This window comes from Puerhibacterium puerhi, from assembly GCF_009846865.1.
Taxonomy (GTDB): Bacteria; Actinomycetota; Actinomycetes; order Actinomycetales; family Cellulomonadaceae; genus Puerhibacterium; species Puerhibacterium puerhi.
The window spans coordinates 25,240-43,404 of the sequence record NZ_WUWN01000009.1; the positions used below are offsets into that span (position 1 = coordinate 25,240).

Annotated in this window: 13 protein-coding genes; 9 read left to right on the forward strand and 4 right to left on the reverse strand. The window is 76.7% G+C overall.

Annotated elements, in window-relative coordinates; all coding sequences use genetic code 11:
* Positions 1-38: 38 nt before the first annotated feature.
* From GSF02_RS07165 to GSF02_RS07195, 7 genes are all read left to right on the forward strand, one after another.
* The gene (locus GSF02_RS07165) at positions 39-2,441 is read left to right on the forward strand and encodes a beta-galactosidase (protein WP_159794220.1); all 2,403 of its coding nucleotides are present in this window, start codon (positions 39-41) and stop codon (positions 2,439-2,441) included.
* A 153-nt stretch (positions 2,442-2,594) separates the two neighbouring features.
* Positions 2,595-3,449, forward strand: coding sequence for a formate/nitrite transporter family protein (locus tag GSF02_RS07170; RefSeq protein WP_159794222.1), 855 nt, complete (start codon positions 2,595-2,597; stop codon positions 3,447-3,449).
* 222 nt (positions 3,450-3,671) lie between these two features.
* Complete coding sequence (nirB, locus tag GSF02_RS07175) at positions 3,672-6,338, forward strand: nitrite reductase large subunit NirB (protein WP_159794224.1); 2,667 nt, start codon at positions 3,672-3,674, stop codon at positions 6,336-6,338.
* Positions 6,335-6,766: a nitrite reductase small subunit NirD gene (nirD, locus tag GSF02_RS07180; protein WP_159794226.1), complete on the forward strand. Its 432-nt coding sequence runs from the start codon at positions 6,335-6,337 to the stop codon at positions 6,764-6,766. Before nirB ends, nirD begins: the two co-directional genes overlap by 4 nt.
* Positions 6,763-8,013 carry a uroporphyrinogen-III C-methyltransferase gene (gene cobA / locus GSF02_RS07185; RefSeq protein WP_159794228.1) on the forward strand — a complete coding sequence of 417 codons (1,251 nt, stop codon included), beginning with the start codon at positions 6,763-6,765 and terminating at the stop codon, positions 8,011-8,013. The genes nirD and cobA overlap by 4 nt, the downstream gene beginning before the upstream one ends.
* The gene (locus GSF02_RS07190) at positions 8,006-9,136 is read left to right on the forward strand and encodes a uroporphyrinogen-III synthase (RefSeq protein WP_159794230.1); all 1,131 of its coding nucleotides are present in this window, start codon (positions 8,006-8,008) and stop codon (positions 9,134-9,136) included. The genes cobA and GSF02_RS07190 overlap by 8 nt, the downstream gene beginning before the upstream one ends.
* A gap of 49 nt (positions 9,137-9,185) precedes the next feature.
* Entirely contained in the window at positions 9,186-9,986 is an 801-nt protein-coding gene (locus tag GSF02_RS07195; RefSeq protein WP_159794232.1) for a sirohydrochlorin chelatase, read from the forward strand.
* 22 nt (positions 9,987-10,008) lie between these two features.
* Here the strand turns inward: GSF02_RS07195 and GSF02_RS07200 are convergent, their stop codons facing one another.
* Positions 10,009-10,335, reverse strand: coding sequence for a MazG nucleotide pyrophosphohydrolase domain-containing protein (locus GSF02_RS07200; RefSeq protein WP_235915428.1), 327 nt, complete (start codon positions 10,333-10,335; stop codon positions 10,009-10,011).
* Between the two features lie 171 nt (positions 10,336-10,506).
* On the opposite strand from GSF02_RS07200, the gene GSF02_RS07205 reads away from it, so the two are divergent.
* Positions 10,507-12,291, forward strand: coding sequence for an HNH endonuclease signature motif containing protein (locus tag GSF02_RS07205; RefSeq protein ID WP_159794234.1), 1,785 nt, complete (start codon positions 10,507-10,509; stop codon positions 12,289-12,291).
* Positions 12,292-12,385: 94 nt separating this feature from the next.
* Here GSF02_RS07205 and GSF02_RS07210 read toward each other — a convergent pair whose 3' ends face one another.
* The 3 genes from GSF02_RS07210 to treY all read right to left on the reverse strand — a co-directional run bounded on the left by GSF02_RS07210 (position 12,386) and on the right by treY (position 17,322).
* Complete coding sequence (locus GSF02_RS07210) at positions 12,386-12,856, reverse strand: cupredoxin domain-containing protein (RefSeq protein ID WP_159794236.1); 471 nt, start codon at positions 12,854-12,856, stop codon at positions 12,386-12,388.
* Between the two features lie 81 nt (positions 12,857-12,937).
* A complete protein-coding gene (gene treZ, locus GSF02_RS07215; protein WP_159794238.1) occupies positions 12,938-14,773 on the reverse strand; it encodes a malto-oligosyltrehalose trehalohydrolase in 1,836 nt (611 codons plus the stop codon).
* A complete protein-coding gene (gene treY / locus GSF02_RS07220; RefSeq protein WP_159794240.1) occupies positions 14,770-17,322 on the reverse strand; it encodes a malto-oligosyltrehalose synthase in 2,553 nt (850 codons plus the stop codon). The genes treZ and treY overlap by 4 nt, the downstream gene beginning before the upstream one ends.
* A 69-nt stretch (positions 17,323-17,391) precedes the next feature.
* On the opposite strand from treY, the gene GSF02_RS07225 reads away from it, so the two are divergent.
* A complete protein-coding gene (locus GSF02_RS07225; protein WP_201308831.1) occupies positions 17,392-17,898 on the forward strand; it encodes a GNAT family N-acetyltransferase in 507 nt (168 codons plus the stop codon).
* Positions 17,899-18,165: the final 267 nt, after the last annotated feature.

Below are 18,165 nucleotides of genomic sequence, written 5' to 3' on the forward strand. Positions count from 1 at the left end.
CGCGCCCGGCTCGACGACGGGCCGGTCACCAGGTTCGGGTGACCACGCCGCCCGAGCCCCGCCGCGACCACCTTCCGCTCGGCGAGCCCGCCGGCAGCCCCGACCGGATCGAGGTCACGAGCCGGTGGATCGAGCGTGGCGGGCGCCCCTGGTTCCCGGTCACCGGCGAGATCCACTACTCGCGGGTCCCGCGCGAGCGCTGGTCGGAGGTGCTGGGTCACGCCCGGGCCGGCGGCCTGGACTCGGTGTCCACCTACGTCTTCTGGCGGGCGCACGAGCCCCGGCCAGGTGACTTCCGCTGGGACGGCGGCCTGGACCTGCGCGCCTTCGTCGAGCTCGCCGCGTCGCACGGGCTGGACGTCGTCGTCCGGCTCGGCCCGTGGGCGCACGGCGAGGCGCGTCTCGGCGGCTTCCCGGACTGGCTCGTCGAGCGTGACCTGCGCAACCGCACCGACGACCCCGCCTACCTCGACCTCGTGCGCGCCTTCTACGCCCAGTCGATCGCCCAGCTGGCCGGGCTCACCCACGCCGAGGGAGGGCCGGTCGTCGCCGTGCAGGTGGACAACGAGCTGTACGACCAGCCGGCGCACCTCGCCACGCTGCGGCGGATCGCCGAGGACCTCGGGCTGCGCGTCCCGCTGTGGACGGCCACCGGCTGGGGAGGCGCGCAGGTCCCGCACACGCTGCTGCCCGTCTACAGCGCCTACGTCGACGGCTTCTGGGAGGACTCGCGCACGGAGTGGCCGGAGTTCGCCGCCTGCCACTTCCGGTACAGCCCGGTGCGCGACGACCTGTCCGTCGGCGCGGACCTGCGCGAGGCGCTCGACGGGATCGTCCTCGACCCGGCGTCCGTCCCGCTCAAGGACGACGACGCGCTGCCGTTCGCCACCTGCGAGCTGGGCGGCGGGATGCACGTCGCCTACCACCGGCGGCCCCTGGTGAGCGCCGACGATGTCGCCGCGCTCGCCCTGGCCAAGGTCGGCAGCGGCTCGGTCTGGCAGGGCTACTACATGTACGCCGGCGGGACCCAGCGGACCAGCGCCGTGCCCGGGCAGGTCGGCGGTGAGCAGGAGTCGCAGGCCACCGGCTACCCCAACGACGTCCCGGAGCTCACCTACGACTTCTGGGCCCCCGTCGGCGAGCACGGACAGGTCCGCCGCCACCACCATGCGCTGAGGCGCCAGCACCTGTGGCTGCAGGCCGAGGGCGAGCGGCTCGCGACCATGACCACCACCGTGGGCGGCGGGAGCGCACGGACCGACGAGCTGCGGTGGGCGGTGCGCAGCGACGGGCGTCGTGGCTACCTGTTCCTCACCACGTACCAGCCGGAGCGGCAGCCCCTGGCCGCGCAGGCCGACCTGCAGGTGACCGTCGCCTTCGACGACGGCGCTGAGGTCACCGTCCCGACCGTGCCGGTCGACCTCCCGGCGGGTGTCTCGCTGGCGTGGCCGCTGCGGTACGCCCTGACCCCGGTCCTCGAGCTGCGCAGCGCCACCGCCCAGGTCGTCACGCGGCTCGTGGTGGACGGCGGCGAGGTCGTCGTGCTGGCGGCGACCGCAGGTGTCCCGGTCGAGCTCGTGGTGGCCGGGGACGTCCCGGTCGGCGGCGCGGGACGGGCCGTGCACCGCGACGGCGCCACGGTCGTCGAGCTCCGTACGCCGCCTGGACCGACGTGCGTCGTGGAGCTGCCGGGGGTGCGGCTGCTGGTCCTCGACGATGCGTCGGCCGACCGCCTCTACCGGCTGGAGGTCGCCGGACGCGAGCGCCTCGTGCTCTCCGACGCCCCGCTGTACGTCGAGGACGGAGCGCTGGTCCTGCACCCGGACTCCGGCCGGGCGACGGTGTCGTTCCTCCCGGCGCCGGACGGGGTGCGCGCCTCCGAGGGGCACGTCGGCGCGGGGCAGGACGCCGGCCCGTGGCGGACGTGGTCGCTGGACGTCCCGACGGCCGGGCGCCGACCGGTCCTTGCCGGCCCCCGCCGCCTCGACGCGACCGCCCCGCAGCCGGTCCGCGGCGGGCCGATGGACCGCCTGCGCGCGCCGACGGACTGGTCCGGTGCCGCCCACCTCCGGCTGGAGGTCCCCCGCGAGGCGCTCGACGACGTCGACCGCGTGCTCCTGCGGATCACCTGGCGTGGCGACGCGGGACGCGCGTACGTCGGGGAACGCTTGGTCAGCGACCACTTCTGGCACGGCCGCCCGTGGGACGTCGACCTCACCCCCTGGCGCGACGAGGTCGCGGCCGGCGCCCTCCGCCTCGAGCTGCTGCCCTGGAGCGACGCCGCCGGGGTGTGGGTCGATCCCGCGGTCCGTGGCCTGGCCGACGGCGTCGTCGTGGACGCGGTCGACGTCGTCCGGGTCGCTCGGGTGCGCCTCGAACCTCTCGGCGTCGGAGCCGGCGTCGGAGCCGGCGACGGCGACGGCGGCCCGCGGCCGGCCTGACCGTCCTCTCACGCGGCCCCGCGAGCGTGAGAGGAAGTCGCGCCGCGACCGTAACGGCGACGAGCGCGGGTCGAAACCCCGCGGCGAGAGGCTCGGGCCCACGGGGCGCCGTCGGCGGCGCCGCCCGCCGACCCGACTCCGCCAGGAGGAGCCATGCCCTATGTGAAGCCGACGGACCTCGTCACCCGGATGATCGACGCGGGCGAGTCCAAGGTGCTGACGTCCACCCGCGACACGCTCGTCCGCTCGTTCATGGGCGGTGCCGTGCTGGCGCTCGCCGCGGCGTTCGCCGTCACCGTCTCCACGCGCACCGACAACCCGCTCGCCGGCGCGATCCTGTTCCCGGTGGGCTTCTGCCTGCTCTACCTCATGGGCTACGACCTGCTCACCGGGGTGTTCACGCTCTCGCCGCTGGCGTGGCTCGACAAGAGGCCCGGCGTGACGTTCCCCGGCGTGCTGCGCAACTGGGGCCTGGTGTTCGTGGGCAACTTCGCCGGCGCGTTCGTCACCGCCGTGCTCATGACGATCTACTTCACCTACGGCTTCTCCACGGAGCCGGACGCCGTCGGCCAGGCGATCGGGCACATCGGCGAGGGGCGCACCGTCGGGTACGCCGACCACGGCGCCGCCGGCATGCTGACGCTGTTCGTGCGCGGCGTGCTGTGCAACTGGATGGTCTCGACCGGCGTGGTGGCCGCGATGATGTCCGAGAGCGTCATCGGCAAGGTGGTCGGCATGTGGATGCCGATCATGCTCTTCTTCTACATGGGCTTCGAGCACTCGATCGTCAACATGTTCCTGTTCCCGTCGGGGCTCATGATGGGCGGCCAGTTCACCATCGGCGACTACCTCGTGTGGAACGAGATCCCCACGGTGCTCGGCAACCTCGTCGGCGGCATCACCTTCGTCGGCCTCGCGATGTACGTCACGCACGGCCGCACCGCGCCGAGGCGGACGCCGCTGCCGCGCCTGCCCGAGCCCGAGCTGGCCACCGCCGAGGGGCGCTGACCCGCTCCGGTGCCGCACGCGGGGCCGCTGCCGACCGGCAGCGGCCCCGCGCGCGTGCCTGGCTCCCGCGCGCCCGGTCCCCGCGCGCCCGGTCCCCGCGCGCCCGGCCCCAGCGGCCGTCGGCGCGTCTCTCAGCCCGCCGCGCGACGCGGTGAGGACGTCGTTGCGGACGGGTAACCCCGCGCGCACCGCCCGGAAATCCCGGCTCCCTACGGTCGAGGCATGACGGCAGAACTGTCGGCGGCAGCGTCCGCGACGCAGGGGACCTCGGCACCTCGCCACCTCGTGGTGGTCGGCGGCGGCATGGTCGCGCAGCGCCTCGTCGAGGCCCTGCGCGCCCGCGACGACGCCGGCGCCTGGCGCGTCAGCGTCTTCGCCGAGGAGCCGCGCACCCCCTACGACCGGGTCGGCCTCACGCGCTACTTCGAGGTCCGCGACCCCGAGGAGCTCGCGCTGGGCGACCCGGCCCTGTGGGACGACCCGCTCGTCACGCTGCACCGCGACTGCGCGGTCACGGCGATCGACCGGGCGGCGCGCACGGTGACCGACCGGCTCGGGCGGGTGCACCCCTACGACGAGCTCGTGCTCGCCACCGGGTCGCGTGCGGCGATGCCGCCCGTCCCGGGCAACGACCTGCCGGGCGTGTTCGTCTACCGCACGCTCGACGACGTCGCCGCGCTGCGCGGGTGGGTGGAGGCGAAGCGGGCGTCCTTCCCGGCCGGCCGGCCGGTGCGCGGGGCGGTCGTCGGCGGCGGTCTGCTGGGCCTGGAGGCCGCCGGGGCGCTCACCACGCTGGGCGCGCACGCCACCGTGCTCCAGTCCGGCACGCACCTGATGAACGCCCAGCTCGACCACGGGGCCGGCGAGGCGCTCCGGCGGCTCATCAACGCCCGGGGCATCGGCGTGCGCACCCAGACCGTGACGAGCGCCATGAAGCCGCACCGCCGCACGGGCCACGTCGGGCGCCTCGAGTTCGCCGACGGCGGCCGGCTCGACGTCGACGTCGTCGTGGTGGCCACCGGCGTGCAGCCGCGCGACGAGCTGGCCCGCGCCGCGGGGCTGGAGACGGGCGAGCGCGGCGGCGTCGTCGTCGACCTCGCGTGCCGCACCGGCGACCCGCACGTGTGGGCGGTGGGCGAGGTCGCCTGCATCGAGGGGCGCTGCACCGGCCTGGTCGCGCCCGGCAACGCGATGGCCGAGGTGGTCGCCGACCGGCTGCTCGGCGGCGAGGCCACCTTCCCCGGCGCGGACACGGCCACGAGGCTCAAGCTGTCCGGCGTCGACGTCGCGAGCTTCGGCGACGCGCACGCGGGCACGCCCGGCGCCGTCGAGGTCGTCTGGGCCGACCCGGTGGCGGGCGTCTACAAGAAGCTGGTGCTGTCCGACGACGCGCGCACGCTGCTCGGCGGCGTGTTCGTGGGCGACGCGACGCCGTACGCCACGCTGCGGCCGATGCTGGGCGCCCAGCTGCCCGGCGGCGACCCGAGCGCGTTCCTGCTGCCGGAGGGCGGGGGAGGCGCGCCGAGCCTCGAGCTGCCCGACGACGCCGCCGTCTGCTCGTGCAACAACGTCTCGGCCGGCGCGGTGCGTGCCGCCGTCAGCGAGCACGGCTGCACCGATCTCGCCGGGGTCAAGGCGTGCACCCGGGCCGGCACCACGTGCGGCTCGTGCCTGCCGCTGGTGAAGAAGATCGCCACCGCCGAGCTCGAGCGCGCCGGCGTCGCGGTGAGCAGCGCCCTGTGCGAGCACTTCGAGCTCACCCGTGCCCAGCTCTTCGACGCCGTGCGCGTCGCCGACCTGCACACGTTCACCGAGATCGTCGAGCGCTTCGGGCGGCGTCCCGTCGCCGCCGACGGGACGCCCGGCGCCCCGGGCCGCGGCTGCGACATCTGCAAGCCGGTGGTCGCCTCGATCCTCGCGTCGCTGGGCAACGGGCACGTGCTCGACGGCGAGCAGGCCGCCCTCCAGGACACCAACGACCACATGCTCGCCAACATGCAGAAGGACGGCACCTACTCGGTGGTGCCGCGCATGCCCGGCGGCGAGGTGACGCCCGACGGGCTCATCGCCGTCGGGCAGGTGGCCAAGGACTTCGGGCTGTACACGAAGATCACCGGCGGGCAGCGCATCGACATGTTCGGCGCCCGCCAGGAGCAGCTGCCGGACATCTGGCGGCGGCTCGTCGACGCGGGGTTCGAGTCGGGGCACGCGTACGGCAAGTCCCTGCGCACGGTGAAGTCCTGCGTGGGCTCGACGTGGTGCCGCTACGGGGTGCAGGACGCCGTGGGCATGGCGGTCGCGCTGGAGCTGCGCTACCGCGGCCTGCGCTCGCCGCACAAGATCAAGCTCGGCGTCTCGGGCTGCGCGCGCGAGTGCGCGGAGGCGCGGGCCAAGGACGTGGGCATCATCGCCACGGAGAGGGGCTGGAACGTCTACGTGGGCGGCAACGGCGGCTTCACGCCCCGGCACGCGCAGCTGCTCGCGGAGGACCTCGACGACGAGACGCTCGTGCGGGTCGTCGACCGGTTCCTGATGTACTACGTCCGCACCGCCGACCGGCTGCAGCGCACCGCGCCGTGGGTCGAGGAGGTGGAGGGCGGGCTCGACGGCGTGCGGGCCGTCGTGCTGGAGGACTCCCTGGGCATCTGCGCGGACCTGGACGCCGCCATGGCGCGGCACGTCGAGGGGTACGAGGACGAGTGGAGGGCGGTGCTGGAGGACCCGGTCAAGCTCGCCCGGTTCTCGTCGTTCGTCAACGCGCCGACGACGCCGGACCCCGACCTGGCGTACGTGCCCGAGCGGGGCCAGCTGCGCCCCGCGACCGACGAGGAGAAGAGGTCCGGCGCCGCCGTGCTGGTGGCCGGGCCGCGGCTGGAGGTGCGCGCATGAGCACGATCACCGACGTGGGGACCGCCGCGACCACGGCGTGGACCACGGTCTGCCGGTTCGACGACCTCGCCGTCGAGCGCGGTGCGGCCGCGCTGCTGGCCGGCCCCGCCGGGCCCGTGCAGGTGGCGCTGTTCCGGCTGGTCGACGACCGGGTGCTGGCCGTGCAGCAGCTCGACCCGTTCGCGGGCGCCAACGTGATGTCCCGCGGCATCGTCGGCACGCGCGGCGGCGAGCCGACGGTCGCCGCGCCGCTGTACAAGCAGGTGTACTCCCTGGTCACCGGCGCCTGCCTGGACACGGCCGGCTACGCGCCGCGGCCCGGGCTCGCGCCGCGGCTGGCGACGTTCCCGGTGCGGGTGGCCGACGGCGTCGTGAGCGTCGGGCTGCCGGGGGCCGGGGGCGCGGCGGGCGCGCAGGAGCGGCGATGACCAGCCTCTACGGCCTCGACCTGACCGGCCGCGACGTCCTCGTGGTGGGCGGCGGCCCGGTGTCGGCCCGGCGCGCGGGCGCCCTGGCCGACGACGGCGCCCGCGTCACCGTCGTCGCCCCGGACGCGTGCGAGGAGCTGCGCGAGCTCGCCGGCGCCGGCCGGGTGCGGTGGGTGGCGCGCGAGGTCGTCGAGGCGGACCTCGACGGGGCGTGGCTCGTGCACACCGCCACGGGCGACCCGCGCGCCGACGCCGCCGTCGCCACCTGGGCGGAGGCGCGCCGCACGTGGTGCGTGCACGCCGGCGACGCCGCGCGCGGCACCGCCCGGACCGCGGCCGCCGGCCGGCACGGCGACGTCGTCGTCGGCGTGGTCTCGGCCGGCGCGGCGGACCCGCGCCGGGCAGCCGCCGTGCGCGGCGCGGTCGCACGGTTCCTCGACGGCGGGGGAGCGGACCTGCGCCGCCACCGCGCCGGCGCCGGCCGGGTCGTGCTCGTCGGCGGGGGACCCGGCGCCCCGGACCTCATCACCGTGCGCGGGCGCCGGGCGCTCGCGGAGGCCGACGTCGTCGTCACCGACCGGCTCGGGCCGACCGGCCTGCTCGACGAGCTGCCGGCGTCGGTCGAGGTGATCGACGTGGGCAAGACGCCGGGGCACCACCCGGTGCCGCAGCACGAGATCAACGCGCTGCTGGTCGAGCACGCCAGGCGGGGGCGCACCGTGGTGCGGCTCAAGGGCGGCGACCCCTACGTGTTCGGCCGCGGCGGGGAGGAGCTGCTCGCCTGCGCCGCGGCCGGCGTGCCCGTCGAGGTCGTGCCCGGCGTCAGCAGCGCGCTGGCCGTCCCGGCGCTGGCCGGCGTGCCGCTGACGCACCGCGGCACCGTGACGGCGTTCCACGTCGTCACGGGCCACCAGGGCCTCGACGCGGCCTCCCTGGCCTGCGTCGTCGACCGCGCCGCTACCCTGGTCATCCTCATGGGGGTGTCGGCCCTCCCCTCGATCAGCGAGCAGGCGCTCGCGGCCGGGGCGGACCCGGCGACCCCCGTGGCGATCGTGGAGCGGGGGTCCACCGCGCGCCAGCGCGTCACGCGCGCTCGGCTGGACCGCGTCGCGCAGGTCGCCGCCGAGGCCGGCGTCCGCGCGCCGGCCGTGATCGTGGTGGGGGACGTGGCCGCGGACGGACTGCTGGAGGTGGCCGGTGACGGGGACCGCGACGCCCGAGGGGCCGGCCGGGTGGCTGATGGCTGAGCCGCCGCGGCCGGCGCTCGGACAGGTGATGGCCGGGTGCACCGTGCTGGTCACCGCCGACCGTCGCTCGGACGAGCTGGCCGCCGCGCTCGAGCGCCGCGGCGCCACGGTGCGGCACGCGCCCGCGCTGAGCATGATCCCGCACGTCGACGACGAGTCCCTGCTCGCGGCGACGCGCGCGCTGGTGGCCGCCCCGCCCGACGTGCTCGTGGCCACCACGGGCGTCGGGTTCCGGGCGTGGATCGAGGCCGCCGACGCCCATGGCCTCGCCGACGACCTCGTGGCGGCCCTGCGCGGCGCCCGCATCGTGGCGCGCGGGCCCAAGGCCCGCGGCGCGATCCAGGCGGCCGGGCTGCAGGCCGACTGGGTGGCCGAGTCGGAGACGTCGGCCGAGGTGGCCGAGGTGCTGCTCAGCGAGGGCGTCGCCGGGCTGCACGTGGCGATCCAGCAGCACGGCGCCGGCGCGGACGGGCTGGACCAGGTCTTCGAGAAGGCCGGCGCCACCGTCACCGACCTCGTCGTCTACCGCTGGGGCCCGACGCCGGACCCGGCCGCGGTGGCCGCGTCCGCGCGCGCCGCGGCGGCGGGGGAGATCGACGCCGTCGTGTTCACGTCCGCCCCGGGCGCGGAGGCGTGGCTGGCGGCGGTCGAGGCCGAGGGGCTCGGGGACGCCGTCGTCGCGCGGTTCGCGAGCGGCGAGATGGTGGCCGCCGCCGTCGGCGCGGTGACCGCGCAGCCGCTGGAGCGGCGCGGCATCCCGTCGCTGCAGCCGGAGCGCGGGCGCCTGGGCGCGCTCGTGCGCACGCTGGTGGGTCACTACGAGCAGGTGGAGTCCGTCGCCCTGGCCACCGTGGCCGGCACGCTGGTGGTCCGGGCGCGGGTCGCGGTGCTCGACGGGCACGTGCTGCCGCTGTCGCCCACGGGCGTGGAGGTGCTGCGCCTGCTCGCCGCCGCCGGGGGCGGCGTGGTGCCGCGCGACAAGGTGCTCGACGTCCTGCCCGGCGAGTCCCGCGACCCGCACGCCGTCGAGGTCGCGATCGCGCGACTGCGCGACGCCGTCGGGCGCAAGGACCTCGTGCGCACGGTGGTCAAGCGCGGCTACCGGATCGAGCTCGCGCCGTGAAGCCCGCGGTGAACCCCGCCGTGACACCCGCACCCGCCGAGGAGGCGCCGTGACCGCTCCCGCCCTGCTCGCCGTCTCGCACGGCACGGCGTCCGCCGAGGGCGCCGACGCCGTCGCCGGGCTCGTCGCGGCCGTCGCCGACCGCCTCGACGGCCGGGCCGCGGTGGCCGCCGGGTTCGTCGACGTCCAGCAGCCCGACGTGCCCACGTGCCTCGGCGCGCTCGGCGTGGACCGCCCCACCGGGGCGTCGGCGGTGCTCGTGCCGCTGCTGCTGTCCGCCGGGTACCACGTGCACGTGGACCTCGCCGACGACGTCGCGGCCGCCCGGGCCGCGGGCGGCGACGTCACGCTCGCCGGGGCGCTCGGGCCGGACGACCGCCTGGTCGAGGTGCTCGCGCGGCGCCTGGCGGAGGCGGGGCTGCAGCCCGACGACCTCGTGGTGCTGGGGGCGGCGGGCTCGAGCGACCGACGGGCGCTCGTCGACTGCGAGGCGACGGCGGCGGGGCTCGCCGAGCGGCTCGGGCGGCCGCGCGAGGGCGTCGTGCTGGCGTACCTCAGCGCCGCCGAGCCCCGGCTGGCGGACGCGGTGACGCAGGCGCGCGCCGTCGTCGCGCAGGACGCGGCGCGCGCGGCCGGGGTGGGCGCGGTCGGGGCGCGCGCGGCCGGGGCGCGCGTCGTCGTCGCGAGCTACCTGCTCGCGCCCGGCTACTTCGCCGACCTCGCCGCGGCCGCCGGGGGCGACGTCACGACGCCGCCGCTGCTCGTCGCGGGGGAGCCGGCTCCGGCGGAGCTGGTCGACGTGGTGGTGGAGCGCTACGCGGTCGCGGCGGGCGCAGCCCTCGGCGCGTGACCCCGCGCAGGAGCCCGCGACGTCAGTCCTCCGGCGCCGGCCGCAGGTGGTCACCCAGGTCGCGCACGGTGGCGTCGAACGCCGCCTCGAGATCGACGCCGTAGGCGTCCGCGAGCGTGAGCACCGACCACAGGCAGTCGGCCAGCTCGTGGGCGAGCGCGGCGTCGAGGTCGTCCCGCGGGCGGACCCCGGCCTTGCCCTGCACGAGCTTGGCCAGGTCGCCGACGTCGCCGAGAAAGCCGAGCATGATCTCCTCGGGCGTCCAGCTGCGCCCGTAGCGCTCCAGCTCCATCGCCGCGTGCTGCGCTCGCACGGCGCGGGCTGACGCCTGCATTGCGTGGAAGTCCACGGCTCATCGTCGGTCAGGGGCGCGCAGCAGTGCGTCGGCGCGCGGCAGAAGGCGTGTCGGTGGCTCGCACTAGTGTTCGAAGGGAGCCGCAGCGGGCGGGCACGGCACAGGCGTGAGGGGGTGCGGGGCGTGACGGTCACGACGACGAGGTCGGCGGCGGCAGGAGACTCGGTGGCGGCACGTGCCGCGGCCCTGGCGTGGGTGCCGCTGACCGACGACGGCACCCTGGTCGCCCGGCTGGGCGCTGCAGGAGCGCCGGAGGCAGCGGCGGCGATGCTCGGGCGCGACCTGTCGAACCCGTACGCGACGCCCGCCCCGGCGGCGGCGGGCCAGCCGGCGGACGTGGCGTCGCTGGTGAGCAGCGTGGTCGAGGTGCACGGAGCCGTCGCGGCCGGCGAGCTGGCGGCCACGGTCGAGGCGCTCGTCGCGGTGCAGGAGCTCGTCAACCGAGCCCAGGCCGTGTCGGCGCTGCTGCTGGAGCGCGCCCGCCGGCAGGCCATGGCGGCCCCTGACCTGCTCGTGGACGGCTCGGACCCGCACGCGGCCGTGGCCTCGGGGTCCCGGCGGCGCGAGCTGGCCCATCGAGCGGTCGTGGCCGACGTCGCCGTGGCGGTCCGAGCGTCCGAGGACGCCGTCGCCGACTGGACCGACCGGGCCCGCACCCTGGTCACCAAGGCGCCGCGCACGCTGGCCGGGGCGCTGGCCGGCACGGTCCCCTGGGGAAATGCCCGCGTGGTGGCCCGTGCGGTGAGCGACCTCGACGCGGTGGCCGCGGGAGAGGTGGACCGGGCGCTGGCCGGAGCGGCGGCCACGGTGTGCGACCGGCGGCTGCGGGGCAGGGCGCGGCGGGCGCGCGAGCGGGTGCATCCCACGCCCGTGACGGTGCGGCACGAGGAGGCCGTGGCGAAGCGGTACGTCGCCCTGGACCCCGGCGCGGACGGGATGGCGTTCCTGTCGGCCTGTCTGCCGGCCCCGGCGGCGCACGCGGTGTTCGACCGGCTGACCCGCACCGGCCGGGCCGCCCGCACGAGCGGAGACGGTCGTACCTTGGCCCAGCTGCGCGCCGACGCCCTGATCGACCTCGCGCTCGACGACGGTGCCCTCGACCTCGGCGGCGCTGTGGACCTCGGCGGTACCGCGGATCCCGGCGGCGCCGCAGAACTCGCCGGCGCTGCGGACCCCGGCGGCGCCGTCGGCCGCGCCGGCACCGTGGGCCCCGGCAGTGACGAGCGCGGCAGCGGCGGCGCGCCGCTCCGTCGCGTGGTCGAGGGCGGGCCGCCGCACGGACCGCCGCCCGGACCGCCGCCCGGTCTCCCGGACCATCGGTTCTCCCTGGCGCGGCTGGCCCGCGCCATCCGCCCCCACGTCACCGTCACGGTGCCGGTGCTGACGCTGCTGGGCCGGTCCGAGGAGCCGGGGATGCTGGACGGCGTCACGCCGATCGGCCCCGACGCGGCCCGCGAGCTGGCCGGTCTGGCGCCGTCGTTCACCCGGCTGCTGACCGACCCCGAGAGCGGGGTGCCGTTGTCGGTGGGTCGGCGCACCTACACCCCGCCGGCGGGGCTGCAGCGCTGGGTGGCGCTGCGCGACGCCACCTGCCGGTTCCCCGGCTGCGTCCGTCCCGCCCACGCCGCCGAGGCCGACCACACCCTGGCGTGGGCGCACGGCGGGGCCACGGCCGCCGGCAACCTCGCGATGCTCTGCCGCCACCATCACCAGCTCAAGCACCAGACCCGCTGGCGGGTGCGCCAGACGACCGCCGGCGCGCTGGAGTGGACCAGCCCCACCGGCCGGCGCACCAGCACCCGCCCCGAGCCGCCGCCGGCCACCGTCCACACGACCGCCCAAGACCTGGCGCGCCTCCCGGGGCGTCCGCCCGACGGCGTCGACGACACCGAGCCCGAGGGGCGCGGCACACCGCCGGGCGACCCGGACGACGGCGGACCTCCGTACTAGCCCGCCGCCGACCTCCGCCTGCTGAGGCCCGCCCGGCTGAGCCCCGCCCTGCTGAGGCCTGCCGCTCTGCTGAGCCCCGCCCGGTGGAGCGCGGCTACCTGACCACCAGCGTCCCCGTCATGCTGGGGTGGATGCTGCAGTGGAAGGGGTAGTCGCCGGCGGACGCAGGCGCCTTCATCGTCGCGGTCTGGCCGGCGTCCACGGTGACGTCGAAGCCGCCCTGCTCGTCGGCCGTGACCGTGTGCTCCACCGAGTCCTCGTTGCGGATCGTCACCGTGCTGCCGGCGGGCACGCTGTCCGGCACGCTGAAGGCGAAGCCGCTGATGACGACGGTGCCCTGCTCGGCACCAGGGCCGGGGGTGCTCGGCTGCCGTGCGCTCATCGAGCCCATCGAGCCGGTGGCGGTCTGCCCGGTCGCCGCCGAGCCCGCGGTCGCCGCCGGCTCGCCCGAGCCGCCGCTGCATGCCGCGACGAACCCCGCGACCAGCAGGGCGAGGACGACGGCCGTCCAGCGCCGGACGGGCGTGCGAGGAGCCGTGCGAGGAGAAGAGCCGCTCGCTGCCATGGCGCCCACCTCCGCAGGGAAGCCACGTCCATCCTCGCGCGCCCGACCCGCGGCGTGAACCCCCGGTCCCGGCGAGGCCCGTCAGCCCCGCAGCACCACCACGCCCGGCCCGGCCAGCGTCACCGCCCCGTCGCTGCCGTCGTCGGTCCCGACCCCGACCCCGTCCGCGTCCCAGGCGAGCACGACCTCGCCGGCGCCGACGTGCGGCACGCGGGCGCCGTCGTCGGCCCACACGGCCACGACCTCGAGGTCGCCGCGCGTCATCGCGAGCCAGCCGTCGCCGGTGCGCACCTGCGTCCGGGTGCGGTCGCCCGTGGCGATCTCGGGCTCCGTGTGGCGCAGCCGCACCAGGTCGGTGTACCAGCGCAGCAGCCGGGCGTGCGGGCCGTCGGGCCCGTCGTCGGGCTCGGACCAGTCCAGCCGGGACGCCTCGAACGTCGAGCGCGCCTGCGGGTCGGGCACCTCGACGTCGTGCCCGTACAGCTCGGCCCAGCCGTGCGTGCCGAACTCCTCGGCGCGGCCCTGGCGCACCGCCTCCGCCAGCTCCGGCTCCTGGTGGTCGGTGAAGTACTGGAACGGGGTGGTGGCGCCCCACTCCTCGCCCATGAACAGCATCGGGGTGCCGGGACCGAGCAGCACGACCGCGGCGGACACGGCCAGCCGCGCGGGGTCGAGCACGCGCGAGGGCCGGTCGCCCAGCGCGCGGTTGCCGATCTGGTCGTGGTCCTGGTCGAACACGACGAACCGGCGCCCGTCGACCTCGTCCGGCACGGGCGCGCCCCACTCGGTGCCGCGGAAGGTGGACATCTCGCCGTCGTGCACGAACGCGTGCCGCAGCGCCTTGGCCAGCGTCTCCGGCGCGCCGAAGTCGACGTAGTAGCCCTGCCGCTCGCCGGTCAGCAGCGCGTGCAGCGCGTGGTGGAAGTCGTCGGCCCACTGCGCCGTCATCCCGCGCCCGGGCCGCCCCTCGAGGTCGCGCCCGGTGGGCGTCACCATCGCCGCGTCGTTGAGGTCGGACTCGGCGATCAGCGACAACGGCCGGCCCACCTGCTCCGCGAGCTGCGCGACGGCGTCGGACAGCTCGGCCAGCAGGTGCCGCGGCGAGTCGTCGACCAGCGCGTGCACCGCGTCGAGCCGCAGGGCGTCGAGGTGGAAGTCGCGCAGCCAGCGCAGCGCGTTCTCGACGACGAACGCCCGCACCTCGTCGGCGTCCTCGCCGTCGAGGTTCACCGCGGCGCCCCAGGGCGTGTGGTGCCGGTCGGTGAAGTAGGGCCCGAACTCGCCGAGGTAGTTCCCGGACGGGCCGAGGTGGTTGTAGACGACGTCGAGGCACACCGCCAGCCCGCGGGCGTGCGCCGCGTCAACGAACCGCTGCAGCGCCGCGGGCCCGCCGTACGGCTCGTGCACCGCCCACAGCGCGACGCCGTCGTACCCCCAGCCGCGCTCGCCGGGGAACGCGGCCACCGGCATGAGCTCCACGACGTCGACGCCGAGCCGCACGAGGTGGTCGAGGCGGCCGACGGCGGCGTCGAGCGTGCCCTGCGGCGTGAACGTGCCCACGTGCAGCTCGTAGACCACCGCGCCGAGCAGGTCGCGCCCGGCCCACCCGCCGTCGCCCCAGCCGAACGCGGCGGCGTCGTACGTGCGGGACGGGCCGTGGACGCCGGCGGGCTGCCACGGGCTGCGCGGGTCGGGCCGGCCGGGCCCGCCGTCGAGCGAGAACAGGTAGTCGGTCCCGGGCGCCAGCGGCGCGGCCGAGCGCCACCAGCCGCCGGCCTCGCCGACCATCGGCGTGCGCGCCTCCTGGGCGCCCGCCGGCGTCGTCTCGACGAGGTCCACGGTCTCCGCCCGCGGCGCCCACACCCGCACCGGCGCCGGGGTCCCGGCGGTCGCCGGCGTCTCCGCAGTGGCGCTCATCGGCCCTCCTCCTCGGTCTGTCCCTCGATGCCGGCCTCGATGTCGTCCGCGGCCGCGCGCTCCAGCAGCGCCACCGGCCACGGCCCCAGCAGGTCGCCCAGCCGCACCGCGCCGCCGGGGTGGTCGGCGCCGGTGAGCACCGAGCGCCACGTCGCGTCGCCCGGCAGCTGCGGCAGCACCACCGACGCGTCCGGCAGGTCGCGCGCGGCGGGCGCCTCGGTGCCCAGCCGCGTCGCCACGGTGACCGCCTGCGGGCCGTCGGCGTCGCCGCGGGCGAACGCGACGGCGTGCCCCGACGTCGTCGGCAGCGGCTCGTAGGTCGCGTCCGGGCCGACGAACGCCCCGGGGCGCCGGCGGCGCAGGCGCAGCGCGGCGGCGGTCAGCGCGAGCTTCTCCTCGGCGAGGTCGGCCGGCGCGTGCCCGCCGTCGAGGCGGGCGAGCTGCGCGGCGAGCCGCGCGAAGTCCACCGGGCGGCGGTTGTCCGGGTCCACGAGCGAGGTGCCGGTGACCTCGGTGCCCTGGTACACGTCGGCCACGCCTGGCACGGTCAGCTGCAGCGCCTTGGTCGCCAGCACGCTGCGGCGCGCCGTCGGCGTCGTGCGCTCCACCCACGCGGTGAACGCCTCGACGACGGCGGGGTGCTCCAGCAGCGCCGTCGCGTAGGCGGTCATCGCCTCCTCGCGCGCGGTGTCCGGCGCCGTCCAGGTGGTCCACGACTTCTGCTCGCGCGCCGCCTTGAGCAGGTAGGCGGTCAGCCGGTCGGCCTCGATCGGACCGGCCGCGGTCCAGGTGCCGGCCAGCGTCTGCCACAGCCGGTTCTCGGCGGCGCCGTCCAGGTCGGCGGGGCGCAGGTCGGCGGTGGCCTCGCGCAGGGCGTGCACCAGCGCCTCCCAGTCCTGGGCGACGGTGCTCAGCACGCCGATGCGGGCCCGCACGTCCTCGCTGCGCTTGGTGTCGTGCGTCGTGCCCGCCGTCATCGTCGCCGGCCACACCGCCTGGGTGCGCCGGGCGAACGCGTGCAGCTCGTCCGGGTCGATCCCCACGCGCGCGGGGTCGCCGCCCACCTCCGTGAGGCTGGTCAGCTGGGTCCAGCGGTAGAACGCCGTGTCCTCCACGCCCTTGGCCATCACCGCGCCGCACACCTGCTGGAAGCGCACCACGAGCTCGGCCCGCCGCTCCTCGCCGCGGCGCCCGGCCGTGCCCACCTCCCGGTCCAGCAGCAGGTCGACGACCAGCTCGAGCGTGTCGTGCCGGTCGGGCAGCAGGTGCTCGCGGGCGACGTTGGCCGCCTCCCACAGCACCTGCTCCTGCGCCGGCGGCACCGGCTCGCCCGGCACGACGTAGGCCCGGTAGCGGGGCAGGGCCACGACCAGCTCGACCACGCAGTCGCGCAGCGCGCGGAAGGTGTGGTCGCGCAGCCGCACGTCCTCGCGGCAGATCTCGGCCAGCAGCGCCGTGACGCGGTCCACCTCCGCGTACAGCGACGTGGCCACCACCTGCCGCTTGGCGGCCTCGACCACCTCCGGCAGCGTCGTCGTCCGCCCGGTCAGCTCGGTCTGCACCCGGGTCAGGTCCGCGGCGCCGGCCGGGTCCACCTGCAGGGCGTGCAGCCGCCACGCGACGTCGTACCCGGTCGTGCCGGCCACCGGCCAGTCGTGCGGCAGGTCCTCGTCCGCCTCGAGGATCTTCTCGGCCACGATCCACGCCCCGTCGGTCGCCTCGTGCAGTCGCCGCAGGTAGCCGCGCGGGTCGGCCAGACCGTCCGGGTGGTCGATGCGGAACCCGTCGACCACGCCGGCGCTGTACAGCTCCAGCAGCAGCGCGTGCGTGGCGTCGAAGACCTCCGGGTCCTCGACGCGGATCGCGGCCAGCGTGCCGACGTCGAAGAACCGGCGGTAGTTCAGCTCCTCGTCGGCCACCCGCCAGTACGCCAGCCGGTAGTGCTGCCGGCCCACGAGCTCCGCCAGCGGCAGGTGCTCGGTCTCCGGGCGCACGGGGAAGGCGTGGTCGTAGTAGCGCAGCACGGGCTGCTCGCCCTCGTCCTCGTGCCCCGGCACGACCGTCCGCTCGACCGTCAGCTCGCCCGAGGCCAGCACGTCGCCGATGCGCGCGCCGAGCACCGGCATGAGCAGCGGCGCGCCGGCGTCGAGCTCGACGTCGAACCACGCCGCGTACGGCGACCCGGGGCCGTGCCGCAGCACGGACCACAGCGCGCGGTTGTGCCACGCGGGCGTCGGCACCGCCATGTGGTTGGGCACGACGTCGACCACCACGCCCATGCCGCGCTCGTGCGCCGCCGCGGCGAGCCGCTCGAGCCCCTCGCGCCCGCCCATGACGTCGCTGATCCGGGTGTGGTCGACGACGTCGTAGCCGTGCGTGGACCCCGGCGCCGCCTGCAGCACCGGCGACAGGTACAGGTCGGTCACGCCGAGCGCGTCGAGGTACGGCAGCGCCTCGCGCGCGCCGTCGAAGCTCAGGTCGGGCCCGAGCTGGAGGCGGTAGGTGCTGGTGGGCGTTCGCCGGCCGGGCCGCGGCAGGTGGGGATGCACGGCCACACCGTGCCACGGGGCGCGCGAGCACGCACCGGGGGTGGGGCGGGCCTCCGTACCATCGGCGGCATGACCAGTCTCTCCGGCGGCGCCGTGCTGCGCCCCGCCGCCCCGGGCGACGAGCCCGGCATCCTCGAGTGCATCCGCGGCCTGGCCGAGTGCGAGCGCGAGCCCGACGCCGTCGCCACGACGACCGACGACCTCACTCGCGCCCTGTTCGGGCCGCGGCCCGCGGTGTTCGCGCACGTCGTCGAGCAGGACGGCGAGGTCGCCGGCATCGCCGTGTGGTTCCTGTCCTTCTCGACGTGGACCGGCACCCACGGCATCTGGCTCGAGGACTTCTTCGTGCGCCCCGAGCACCGCGGCCGCGGGTACGGCGTCGCGCTGCTGCGCGAGCTCGCGCACCTGTGCGTCGAGCGCGGCTACGAGCGCCTCGAGTGGACGGTGCTCGACTGGAACGCGCCCTCGATCGCCCTCTACGAGGCGGTCGGCGGGCGGCCCCAGGACGAGTGGACCACCTACCGGCTGGCCGGCGACGCGCTGGGCGACCTGGCCGCCGGCCGGCGGCAGAAGTGAAGATCCAGCGCGTGCTCCGTGAAAACCTGTGCCAGACTCCTGATCGGCGACCCGTCGCCCCGGGCACGCGGCAGCCCGCCTGTCACTGACCCGCGGCCTGGGCGCGCCGCCCGGACCTCCCGCGCAGGGGGCTGGACGTCCAGGCGCGCCGCCCTGCACGGTCGCCAGCGGAGAGGCCGCCGCCGGCGGCCTCTCCTGCTTGTCGCGGACCTGCACCCCGTGCCGGGAGCCTCGGATCCCGATAGGTTGCGCTCGTCCGGCCCGGGG